The following is an 11,710-nucleotide window of genomic DNA, read 5'->3' as shown; positions in this document are numbered from 1 at the left end:
GCATTCATCGTAGTTCCGTAACCAAGCGGGGGTCCCTCAGAAGAGGTTCGCGACGAAGACGATCGATCCCACGACACAGCCCAGAACAAAGACGATCATGGCGACGCCGAGCACCACGTAGAAGACCGGGTGCTCCTCCTCGGGCTTGCGCTGCGGGGCGCGGGCCGCGGCCGCGGGTGGGGAGGCCTGGGCGGTGGCGGCCCCGGGCCGCGGCGTGCCCCGGCGCGGCGATGCGACCGTACGCGACGATGCGGTCGATCCCCGGGCCTGGGTCCGGCGGGGTCTCGGCGGCGGGGTCGGCGGGGCCGGGGCGGCGAGCGCCCTGCCCAGCGCGCCCCGCCAGTCGCCGAGCGACGGGCGCGTGGTCGAGTCGGCGTCGAGGCTGCGCCGGGCCAGCACGCCCAGCTCCGGGGAGACGCCGGCCAGCACGGAGACGTCCTGTCCCATCTGGTCCTGCGCGAAGAGCCGGGCGGCGAGCAGCCCGAACTTGTACGAGTCGGACGCCTTCGTCGCGATGGGCTCGTACCCCGGCCGGGGCACCTGCCACTCCGGGGTCTCCACCTGGTGCACGACGTCCCGGTCGCGCAGCCGCATGCCGTCGCAGTCGATGAGGAAGCAGGCCGGATCGGCCAGGTCGACGAGCAGGTTGTTCGGGGACAGGTCGCCGATCACGACGCCGAGGCTGTGCAGCCGCGCCATGACGTCCGCGATCGCCTCCAGCAGGCGCAGCCGGGTGCGGTCGTCGAGGCCGATGTTCTTGCGGTTCAGGTACGCCTGCGGGTTGAGCAGATACTGCAGGGCGGCCGGCACGTCGGCGCCCCCGTCACCCCACGGCATCCGGAACCGGTCGGGCACCCGCCGCATCAGGAAGCCCGTCACCCGCCCGCCGGAGAGCACGAGCGCCGCCGGCCACGCCGTGGTGTCGCACAGCCAGCGGCCGCTGCCCTCGTCCAGTTCGGGCACGAAGGCGACCATCCGGCGCAGCACGTCCGGGTCGAACGTGGTGTCCGCGAGATACTCCTTGTACGCCGCCTCCCACGTCCGGTTGATCCGTACCTTGTCGGTGAGGTAGACGATGCCCTGCCCGCCGTCGCCCACCCGGCGCAGCGCTCCCAGCACGCTCCGGTCCACCTCGGGGGCCGCGGACACGGCGGTCAACCCCTGATCCCGTACGGCCACAGCGCGAACAGGGTCCGGTCGTCGTCCCACGTCTCCCGCGAGAAGTCCAGGTCGTTGGCGAACTTCAGCACCGGCGGCACCGTGCGCAGCGCGTCCGAGAAGTGGTCGCCGACCAGGTTGTCGCCGTCGCCGAGCGGGTCGCCGAACCCGTCCGTGCCGACCAGCAGGACCTCGTCGCGCGACATCGTCCCGTGCCGCACCTCGACCGCCGGCACCCGGGGCAGGGCCACCACCGCGTTCGTGAAGACCTCGTCGCCGACCCGGAACTTGGTCGGGGTGAGGCACTGGTACCGCGGGACCCGGGTGTTCAGGATCCACGCGCTCGAGTCGCCGACCTGGACCAGCTCCACCATCGGGCCGTCCGGCCCCGGCCGCACCAGGCCCGCGACCAGCGTGGTGGCCATGTGCCGCTCCGCCGCCTCCCGGTCGATCTCGGGCAGCCCGAGCGACAGCCGCGCCTGCTCGCAGAGCTGCCACGCGGCGCCCCTGAGCAGCCCGTCCCAGTCCACCCGGCCGTCGCCCCCGTCCAGGCCGGCCGTCATGGCGCCGATCGCCGCCCGGCACGCCGACGTGGCGCCGATGTGCGAGAGCGGGGCGTCGGACACGCCGTCGGCCACGGCGAACAGCACGGCGCCGGTCGGCTCGTGCCAGGCGACCGCGACGTCGTCCTGCCGGGGCTCGCCGGTGTTCCGGTGCGAATAGCCGCGCACCGAGGCGGCCCGGACGACGAACCGGGGCGTGGCCCAGCCGTCGGCGACGTAGTCCGGGCGGTAGGCCGCGGCCGTCGACGGCCGCGGCGCGAACGTCCCCACCGGGCGGCCCACGACCGGCGGATCCCACGGGTCACGCTCGCGCGGCGGCGGCTCCTCCGGCGGAGCGGTCCGCGGCAGAGCGGCCTGCGGCGGAGCGCCCTGCGGCGGCGCCTGCCGTTGCGGCGGGGGGCCGGCCGCGGCATTCCGGCTCTGATAGACGCCGCCGTTGGCCGGCACGAACCGCTCGTGCGGGTCCTTCGGCTGCGCGGGCGGCGGGTCACCGTTGAAGAACCACTGGTACGCCTGGCGGAAGGCCTCGATCATCGGGTCAGACCACATCGATCGCCATCTTGAAGTTCTGCGGCCGCTCCACCACCAGCTCGGGCTGCCCGGACCCGATGGTGCGGCCGGACTTCACGATGCTCTTGGTCAGCGCGGCGCAGAACTTGGCGATCTCCGCACCCAGGTCCGCCCCGGTGGAGACGAACGCGTACTCCGGCTTGGTCGCCACGTCCAGCATGGTCTGCGGCTTCACGTCGCCGATGCCGCAGGCGATGATGTTGGGCGCGGCCCGGGTGACGTTCTGGTCGACCAGCTGGTCCCGGGTGGCCCGCCAGCCGTCGCCGTCGGTGGGCTGGCCGTCGCTCAGGAAGAACACGGCCGGGCGGTGCACGGTGTAGCCCTGCCCCTTCAGCGACGCCACGTCCGACGGGATCCGGGCCCGCAGATCCTCGAAGACCTTCCCGTACGCCGTGCGGCTGCGCGCCACCAGCTGGGGCAGCTTGTTCTCTCGCCGCAGGTCGGCCATCGCCAGCCGCAGCTGCACGTCGTCGGAGAAGCCGAGGATGGTGAACCGGACCTTGGCGGCGGCCATCGGCTCGCCGAGCAGGGCGTCGTGGAGCTGAGCGAGCCCGTCGTTGAGGTTGTCGATGTAGTCGTTCATCGAGAACGACTCGTCGGCCACCATGTAGACCGGGAGCAGATTCCCGGTGTTCTCCGCCATCTTGCCAACTCGCTCTCTCCGGCACGCGGGCCGGACGGTGGGATTTCCGCCGATGACCGGCGGTCAGGACGCCGTCGCCACGTGGAAGTGCGGCGGCAGCTCGAACTCCAGGTCGGGGGCGCCGGCCAGCAGGGTCCGGCCGTACGTGACCAGGCAGCGCGTCAACGCGTCCCAGTAGTCGCCGATGGCCGCGCGGACATCGGCGCCGGCGTCGGCCACGTAACCGAACTCGGGCTTGGTGGCGATGGCGGCGATCAGGCCGGCCGAGGCGCCGCCCACGCCGCACGCCACGATGTTGGGCGCGTACGGGTGGGTGCCGGGGTCGGTCAGCCGGGCGTACGGCGTCTGCCAGACCCCCTCGTCGGCCGCCGGAGCCGCCGCGAGCAGGAACACGAGCGGCCGCCGTACGGTCAGGCCCTGCGCCTTGAGGGTGCTCACGTCCGGCGCGATCCGGCCGTAGAGCGTCTCGAACGCGTTCGCGTAGCTGGCCACGCCCCGCGAGGTCAGCCACGGGACCGAGGTGGCCGCGTCGACCGGTGCCATCGACATCCGGGCGGCGACCTGGTCGGCGTACCCCAGCACGGAGAGCCGGATGGCCGGCGCGATGTCGGCCGCCTGGCGCAGGCCGTCGAAGAGCCGGCGCAGGCCGGTGCCGAGGTCGTCCAGGTGCGCCGCGGCCTCGGTGGACTCGTCGACCAGCAGGTAGACCGGCTGCACCCCGTCGGACGGCGCCCACACCTTGGTGGCGGGGTCCTGCTCCAGCACGACGTGCTCGCGCGGCGGCGGGCCGGCCTGCGCGGGCGGCGTGGCCGGCGAGGACGAGCCCAGCGCCGGCAGGACGGGAGGCTGGTTCCACGACGACGCGCCCGGCCCGGCGATCGCACCGGCGGAGCCGGGCAGCCCGTACGCGCGCGCCGCACCCTCCACGAAGGGCTGGAACTGCCCGGGCTGCACCACGCCGTTGTCCATCATGAACTTGATGAACTCGGTGGTGCGCTGGCTGTGCACGTCCTGCGCCTGGAGCATGGCCTGCTCGTGCTCCAGCAGCATCCGGGTCACCTTCTCGGTGTCCTCGGGATGGCGCATCAGGTGCTCGCGGGCCATGTCCGCGGCGGTGACGCCCCGCCCGCCCAGCGCGACGCGCTCCTTCTCCAGCGCGTGCAGCCGGCTGGCCTGGGTCATCGCGGCGAGCTCGTTGCGCTGCCTCTCCTCCTGCACCCGCAGCGCGTACTCGTCGGCGCCGGTGTCGAGGGCCCGCAGCGTGTCGCGCCGCTTGCGGAAGTACTCGGCCGTCGCGTCGTCCGGCCGCAGCAGCGGCGCCACCTCGAAGACCGTGATGCCGTCGGGCAGCGGCACGGGGTTGGCGAACAGCGCCCGGATGGCCCGCTCGGCCCCGCTCGGGTCGCCGACGTCGTAGCCGGACACGGCGCCCTCCAGGGCCCGGCTCAGGTACGTGTAGACGACGGGCAGGGCGTCGCGGATGCCGCGCCGGACCACCTCGCACGGGTCGTGCACGCGGAAGCCGACGCTGACCTTGGCGATGAAGAAGTGGCCGTCGCGGGTGCGCAGCGGCGTGCTGGCCAGCTCGGCGGTGCGGCGGTGATCGCTGATGTCGACGTCGTACCGGGTGCGGCACTTGGTGAAGAAGCGCTCGCCGAGGGTCATCGAGCGGCTGGCGTAGTAGACCAGCTCACCGGTCCCGGTCGCGTAGACGGCGGCGACGCTGGGGTTGCGCGCGGGTTCGGGGCGGAACCCCCGCTGGACGGGCGTCTGCTGGAGGATGAGCGGCACGGAGTTGGTCATCGGGACCCGTTCCTCTTCGCGAGTTCGGCTTCGACCGCGTACGCGGTCAGCGGCTTGGGCCGCAGGTTGTCGGGCGCGAGCCACCGGGTGAGGTGCGTGCGCACCTGCTGCTCGACGGGGTCGAAGCGGCCGACCGAGCCGGGCAGCGCGGCGATCGACCGGGAGTAGGCGCTGCGCACGTTCCCGTCCGCCTCCGCCAGGTCGGCCCAGCGGTCCAGGACCCGGGCGACCGAGACGGGCAGCAGCCCGGACCGGAACACCCGGTGCCACATCTCGACGAGCCGGTGCCGCAGGTCGTCGCGCTGGTCGGCGAGGAGCAGCAGCATCGGCCAGGTGACCGTGGGCGCGGCGGGGTGCTCGGCGGTGAGGTTCTCGGCCAGCCACAGGAAGACGAACGTGCCGGTGAGCGCGCGCCGGTCGTCGAACAGCCAGCTGCCGACCCGGTGCAGCACCCGCTTGGCGTTGCCCTCCTCGTCGGCCAGCAGCAGGTCGGCCATGCTGTCGCCGATGCCGCTGGCCACCCGGCGGTCGTCGATCGTGGTGAGCCGTTCCAGCGCGTTCAGCGCCCGGTCCGGGGCGTGCGCGCCCAGCGCCGCACCCCACACGCGGGCGGCGGTCGCCTGGCCGAGGCGGTTGCTCTCGTTGCCGTACCAGCCGGTGGTGACGGCCTCGACCAGCGGGCGCAGCCGGGTGTCCTCGGCGGGCACGCTCAGCGCGTTGGCGGCGACGTCGCGCAGCCAGAACTTCTGGTCGGTGCCCATCGGCGCCAGGGACAGCCGGTACACGTAGTCGAAGGACTGGGTGGCGAAGAGGCCGAGGGCGGTGGCGGTCCAGATGCGGACGTCCTCGGAGTGGTTCTCGGCGAGGTCGCGCAGCCAGTCCAGGAGCGGCATCTGGATCCGGTACTCCCGCCAGACCCGGGTCAGCACGGCCGACGCGTAGTCCTCGGCGACGTACTCCATCACCTCGGCGGGGGCGTCGCCGAACGGGCCGCGTACGGTCGTCGACCGGATCCGGGCGCGCAGCAGCCGCAGCACCTCGCCCCGGGTGGCGGCGAACGGGTCGCGCCACGGCGGCCGGGGATCGTCGCCCTCGGGCGGGCCGTCGAGGCGCTCGGCGAGCAGGCCGGCGGCGTAGACCACCCGCTCGTACGGCAGCCCGTTGAGCACCGCGAGCGCGATGGCCAGGCAGCGGGTGGACACGTCCGGCAGGCCGCCGAACCAGATCTCGAAGTCCTCGGTGGCGCGCTCGGCCCAGCGGCGCTCCAGCCGCCGCAGGTCCACCGTGGCGCCGTCCAGCTCCTGGCCGATCATCACGGCCAGGTCGGCGGCGGCCTTCATGGTGTGGTCGGCGGCGAACACCCGGTCGACGAACGCGGACAGCTCCGGCTCGGCCAGCAGCCGTTCGGCGGTCTGCGGCCGGCCGAGCGACCAGGCGAGGTGCTTGGCCAGGACGGTGCGCTGGTCGCGGGGCGGCGGCAGGGTCACCACGAACGAGGTGAGCTCGGGGTCGGGGAGCGCGGCGTCCGAGCTGACGGTGAGCACCAGGCGCGCGTCCATCGCGTCCAGGATCGGCACGAGCTGCTGGAGGATCCAGGCCAGGCCCTGCCCCCAGGACAGCGGCTCGCAGAGCAGGAAACCGGCCGAGCGCGGCAGCGGATCGTCGCTCTTGGCGTCGGTCTCCAGCCAGTGCCCGAGGCGGTGCAGGTCCACGTTGCGGTCGAGGTTGAAGATGCGCCGGTCGGGCGGGGACTGCAGCAGCCGGATCGCCGCGGCCACCTTGCCGTGCCCGGGCTCGGCGCGCAGGACGACCACCCGCTGGTCACCCGCGGCGCCGCGGACGTCGTCCCAGCCCTCCGGCGCGACGAAGGCGTGCCGGACCGGCTCGCTCATCCAGGCGCCGAGCGGGCGCAGCGGGGCGGGCTCGGCGTCGCCCAGGGCGAACATCAGCTTGTCGCCGCCGACCATGTCGCCCGCGACCTTCACCCGGGCGTTCTCCCGGCTGCGCTGGCGCTGGCGTCCGGCCCGGCCCTCGACCCGGGACGCGTCCGGGTCGGCCGAGTCGACGGTCGTTCTGACCTCGGCGCCGCCGGCGCTGTCGGCCGCCACGGGCTTCTGTTCGGGCGCCGGGGGAGACGCTTCCCCCTTCGCGTCGGGCGCCGCGGGTGCGCCACCGGCCGCGGCCCCGTCGGGCGCCGGGGGCGGACCGCCGGCCGGGGCCGCGGGTGCCGGCGCGGGCGCGGCGGGTGCGGGTGCCGGTGCCGGCGCGGCAGCCGCGGGTGCCGGTGCGGGATTGGGTGCCGTCATCGGCCACCCCCCTTGACGATCTTCTTGTTGACCAGGTCGCCCGCCACGTCGACGGTGGAGTCGTTGAAGATGATTCCGCTCTGGGCCGGCCGCTTCTTCTTCCGCTCGGGCTGCTCCGCCTTCTGCGGCGGCGGCTCCGGCGCGGGGGCGGGGGTGACGCCCGGCGGGTACGAGTAGCCGGGCACCTGGATCCAGGCCGGCTCGGCACACAACTCCTTCGCGTCGATGGTCACCCGTTCGAAGGTCGACGAGTCGACGGACCGGTAGTCGTGCCGGATCACGTCCTCGAAGACCTGACCCGAGACGATGAGCGCGAGGTTGGCCCGGTCGCCGGCCGTCAGCGCGGCCTTGAGCTGGGGCGCGTCGACGAGCCGGGCGGTGGTGTTCACTGCCGTGCCGACCCAGCCCTCGCCGTCGTGTTCGACCATGCCCTGGTGCACCGCCACACGCAGGCGGATCCGGGCGATCGGGGCGCTGGTCCGCGCCTTCTCCCGCAGTCCGTCGTCCAGCTCGCGGACGAACCGGCCGGCCAGCCGGAGCACCGACACGTCCGGGTCGATCATCAGGATGCCGTCGCCGCGGTCCTCCTGGGCGATCCGGGACGGGTCCAGGCCGGCCTCGGTCAGCGCGTTGCGGACCACCTCGTACAGGTCGGCGCGCACCTGCCGCTGGACGGGGTTCGGCCGCTTGCCGAAGCCCTCCACGTCGACGAGGGCGATGGCACCGAAGGCCGGTTCGGGCATGCGCGTGCCTCCAAGAGAGTAGGACGATCCCGGATAGCACTGTGGGCAGTGATCCCCCGGATGAACAGGCCATCTGGCATGCTGCGCGGTAATCCGGGGCGTGCCGTGGAATCAACCTAGGGCGCCCACGCCGAGTTCGCTGTCAGCTACAAGAACATGACAGAGAGCATGATCGGATGACGATTCACTCTGTCGAGACCAACTTGTCCGTCCCCTTTGGTGGGTCCGGCTCAGCCCTGGACGATCCGTACGCGATGACCGACCGAAAGCGGCAGGGCCGTCGGGATGAGCGGAATGACCGGCTGGGCCTTACTCTGCGCGCCCGTCGCCGGATCGACCGGTGTCAGGGTGAGGTGGACGCAGTCCTGGACGCCGCTCAGCGAGAAGAGCAGCTTCTTGATCATCGATTCGTGCACCGCCTCGCCGAACGGCCAGCCCGTGCCGTCCTCGCCGCCGGTCACCGGATGCAGGAACGCGTAGAGGGCGGCCGTGACCGCCGCCTGCACGGCATGCCGGTCGGCGCCGGCCACCGCGACGATCCCGGCGTCCACCTCGATGCCCTGGTAGCCGGGCGGCATCACGTGCAGCCGGCCGGCCAGCAGCCGGCGCTCGTCGAGATAGGCGCGGACCGCCTCGAACGTGGCACCCGACGGCCGCAGATCCTCCAGCGACGGCCGATCCGCGCGGGCGGCCGGCGGCGCTGCCACGAGCAGGAGTTGCACCGCACCGGACTGCGGGTCGGCGACGCACCGCACCCGGGCCAGCGACGCGTCGGCCCGCCGGGCGAGCTCCTCGTGGTCGGCCTCGGTGACCGCCCGGTCCCCGGCCGCGAGCAGGCGCGGCGCGTGCTGCCAGAGGTCCGCCTCGGACTCCGCGTCGCTGCCGCCCCGCGCCGGGTACGGGTTCGTCACCCGTACGCCGGCCAGCGGCAACCCCAGCTCGTGCAGCCCACCCGCGGGCACGTTGCCGACCGCCCCGCCGCCGGTCCAGTAGCCGCGGATGCGGACCAGCGCGCCGGGCCCGGGGACGGCACCGGCCGGGTGGCGCGACCCGTCGGGACCGGGCACGGCGGGCGGGAAGGCGATCTCCCCGGCGGCGACGTCGTACCGGACGTGGTGGTCGCCGGGCCGGCTCGCCGCGAACGACTCCACCGGCCGCCAGGTCTGCCAGCCGTCGTCCGTGGACGTCTGCACCACCGGATCGCGGCCGGGCACGACGGCGGGCCGCTCGCGCAGCCGGAACCGCTGGCCGGCGGTGCCGTCGCTGATGCCGAGCGGCTCCTCGGCCACGCGCCGGGCGTGCACGGCGAACACGACGGCCTCGGCGGTGCGCGCCCCCGGCTGCCCGGTCGCCCGGCCGCCGGACAGGCGCAGCCACGCGGCCTCCTGCCCGTCCGGGCCGTGCCGGGTATGGCCCGGCGGCACCTCGAGCCACAGCCCGTCGCCGGGGACCTTGCGCCGGCGGCACGGCCGCCACTCGTGGCCGTCCCAGAACTCGGCGCCGTCCGCGGTCACGCCGGTCAGCTCGACGGTGGTGCTCCCGGCCGGTTCGGCGAGCCCGATCAGCAGGGCGGGCGGCTCCTCGCGTACGTGGATCACCCGATTGGGTTTCACCCGTACGGAATTCACCGTCGTGAAGGGAGCGACCCCGGCGCCGGACCCGAGCTCGGTGCCGGCGGGGATCTCCAGCGGGCCGGTCAGCGGGATGTCGAAGGTGAGCCGGGCGTGCGTGGTGGCGGCCCGCGGACCCTGCGGGCGCAGGCCGAGCAGCTCCAGCAGGGGTGGGCGCAGCCGCTCCGAGAGGGCGCCGAGCCGGTCGTGCAACTGGTCGACGATCAGCGCCGCCGAGGCGAGCAGGGCCTCCTCGTCCGTACTGATAGGACGGTCGGTACCGGCGTCGGTCAGCCGGCGTCGAAGCTCCGCCCGGGCCTGATCGAGAAGGTCGGCGAAGCGCCGATCATCGAAGAGAGGCCGCCGGTCGGTCATCCGATATCCACCTTTTGGACGCGAAAATCCGGGCTGAGGGGTTCTGTCGAATCACCGACGGGACCGGAATAGTCACTCGCAGATGATGTAAGCACGCAGGTGCTCGATCCGTCGACTGTGGGGTGAGGCTACGTGCCCAGATCCGTCCTCCCGGTGGTGCTGACTCCCGAGGACACCATGCTCGAGCCGGGCGACTGGGAGTGGGGTGAGGAGAGCCGCCGGCTGCTGACCCTGCTGCGGGCGAACGACCTCGACGCCCGCCAGCGCCCGCTTCCGCCCGAGGCGGGCCAGAAGGGCGCGGCCACGGAGATCCTCCTGGCGCTCGGCGGTTCCGGCATGGTCGGCGCGGCCACCACCGTCCTGCTCACCTGGCTGAACGGCCGCAGCACCCGGCGGGTGACGCTGACCTTCGAGGACGGTGGCGGCCGGCGGAGCGTGGAGCTGGTCGGGCAGGGCATGAGCGAGGGATCGATGCGCGCGGCGATGCTGGCCGCCCTCGGCCGGGACGACACGACCGACGACGGAACCTCCGGGGACGACACCACGCCGCCGGAGCTGCCGCCCGCCGGCGGATGAACACCGGGGAACGGCGCTACCGCGCCCTGCTCTTCGGCAACTGGCGGTTCCCGCGGGAGCCGGAGCTGCTGCCCGAGCTCAGCGGGCCGCCCATCGACGTGGACCGGCTGCGGGAGGCTTTGACGCACCCGGAGTGCGGCCTGCATCGCCCCGCGGACGTCATGGTGCACGAGAACGTGACGATCTCGGGGATGCGGGAGGCGATCGAGATCTTCCTCGACGAGGGAGAGCCCGGGGATCAGCTGCTGATCTACTACTCCGGGCACGGCTGGCGCGCGGACGACGGCGAGCTGTACCTGTGCGCCGAGGACACCCGGATGCGTGCCGTGCAGAGCACCACGATGAGCGCCTCGGACCTGGCCCGGCAGGCCCAGGACAGCCGCGCGTCGGCCAAGGTCGTCGTCCTCGACTGCTGCCACTCGGGCAACTACCGGTTCAAGGGCGCCGACTCCGGCGGCGTCTTCGACGGCAAGGGCGTGGCGGCGCTGACCAGCTCCCAGCGCGACCGGCTCAGCCGCGACGCGGTCGCACCCGGGCATCCCAGCCAGTTCACCGGGCACCTGGTCGCCGGGCTGCGCGGCGCGGCCACCGGGCGGGACGGCTACCTGCTGCTCGAGGACCTCTACGGCTACGTGCACGAGCGGATGAAGGCCGAGGGGGCGACCCGGCCGACGTACAGCAACAAGCTCGTGGGGCGGGTGGCGCTCGGGCGTACGCGCACCCTCCGCGCCGCGCCGCCGGAGCCCGCCCGCGCCGCCGACCGGCTGAAGGAGGCGCTGCGGCTCGCGTCGACGAACCGGGTGGCGGCCGTGCGGTCCCTGCGCCGGCTCAGCGAGGACGGCAGCGGCTGGGGGACCCTCGCCGCCATGCACCTGGGCGAGCTGGCGGCGGCGGGCGGGGACGACGCCACGGCCGTGGCGGCGTACGCGAAGGTGATCGAGTCCGGCGATCCCCGGTGGACCGCGGAGGCGGCCTACCGGCGAGGCACCCGGCTGGCCGCCATGGGCGACCCCGGCCGGGCCGTGCGGGCCTGGCGGGAGGCCGTCGAGCTGGACGACCCGCGCTGGTCGCCGGCCGCCGCCCGGGACCTCGCCCGGCTGCTCGCCGCCGACCCGGCCACCCTCGCCGCGGGTCTCGGCTACTACCGCCAGGCGCTCGCCACCCTCGACGACCCCGCCCTGGCGCTCGAGGCGGGCGACGCCCTGCGCGCGGCGGGGCGCCACGACGACGCCCGCGCCCTGTACCGGCGGCTCGCCGCCCGGCACGATCCGCCCTGGCCGGCACTCGGCGGCGAACGGCTGTCCGGGCTTCCGCCGCCCGCGGCCGCGACCCCGCATCGGTGATCGGATCGCAGTTCTCGCCT

General features: G+C 74.0%; 9 protein-coding genes. 2 read left to right on the top strand and 7 right to left on the bottom strand.

The window, feature by feature from the left end:
* Positions 1 to 36: 36 nt before the first annotated feature.
* From CLV70_RS35080 to CLV70_RS35050, 7 genes are all read right to left on the bottom strand, one after another.
* Entirely contained in the window at positions 37 to 1,158 is a 1,122-nt protein-coding gene (locus tag CLV70_RS35080) for a lipopolysaccharide kinase InaA family protein (protein ID WP_146164279.1), read from the bottom strand.
* The gene (locus CLV70_RS35075; protein ID WP_146164278.1) at positions 1,155 to 2,270 is read right to left on the bottom strand and encodes a protein phosphatase 2C domain-containing protein; all 1,116 of its coding nucleotides are present in this window, start codon (positions 2,268 to 2,270) and stop codon (positions 1,155 to 1,157) included. Before CLV70_RS35075 ends, CLV70_RS35080 begins: the two co-directional genes overlap by 4 nt.
* Complete coding sequence (locus CLV70_RS35070) at positions 2,260 to 2,934, bottom strand: vWA domain-containing protein (RefSeq protein WP_106130928.1); 675 nt, start codon at positions 2,932 to 2,934, stop codon at positions 2,260 to 2,262. The genes CLV70_RS35075 and CLV70_RS35070 overlap by 11 nt, the downstream gene beginning before the upstream one ends.
* Before the next feature lie 63 nt (positions 2,935 to 2,997).
* Positions 2,998 to 4,737 (bottom strand): vWA domain-containing protein, encoded by a 1,740-nt coding sequence (locus CLV70_RS35065; RefSeq protein WP_106130927.1) that lies wholly within the window; start codon positions 4,735 to 4,737, stop codon positions 2,998 to 3,000.
* Positions 4,734 to 6,845 (bottom strand): hypothetical protein, encoded by a 2,112-nt coding sequence (locus CLV70_RS35060; RefSeq protein WP_158277907.1) that lies wholly within the window; start codon positions 6,843 to 6,845, stop codon positions 4,734 to 4,736. Before CLV70_RS35060 ends, CLV70_RS35065 begins: the two co-directional genes overlap by 4 nt.
* Positions 6,846 to 7,039: 194 nt before the next feature.
* Positions 7,040 to 7,786 carry a nucleotidyl cyclase domain-containing protein gene (locus tag CLV70_RS39995; protein ID WP_106130925.1) on the bottom strand — a complete coding sequence of 249 codons (747 nt, stop codon included), beginning with the start codon at positions 7,784 to 7,786 and terminating at the stop codon, positions 7,040 to 7,042.
* A 230-nt stretch (positions 7,787 to 8,016) separates the two neighbouring features.
* Entirely contained in the window at positions 8,017 to 9,771 is a 1,755-nt protein-coding gene (locus tag CLV70_RS35050; protein WP_106130924.1) for a putative baseplate assembly protein, read from the bottom strand.
* 132 nt (positions 9,772 to 9,903) lie between these two features.
* Between CLV70_RS35050 and CLV70_RS35045 the strand changes: the two genes are divergently transcribed.
* Together CLV70_RS35045 and CLV70_RS35040 are read left to right on the top strand one after the other, a co-directional pair.
* Positions 9,904 to 10,347: an effector-associated constant component EACC1 gene (locus CLV70_RS35045; RefSeq protein WP_106130923.1), complete on the top strand. Its 444-nt coding sequence runs from the start codon at positions 9,904 to 9,906 to the stop codon at positions 10,345 to 10,347.
* A complete protein-coding gene (locus tag CLV70_RS35040) occupies positions 10,344 to 11,690 on the top strand; it encodes a caspase family protein (RefSeq protein ID WP_106130922.1) in 1,347 nt (448 codons plus the stop codon). Before CLV70_RS35045 ends, CLV70_RS35040 begins: the two co-directional genes overlap by 4 nt.
* The last annotated feature ends 20 nt before the right edge of the window (positions 11,691 to 11,710 follow it).

Source organism: Pseudosporangium ferrugineum, assembly GCF_003002065.1.
GTDB lineage: Bacteria > Actinomycetota > Actinomycetes > Mycobacteriales > Micromonosporaceae > Actinoplanes > Actinoplanes ferrugineus_A.
The sequence above is the reverse complement of the archived record's forward strand: the minus strand, read 5'-3'. Positions and strand labels throughout refer to the sequence as shown.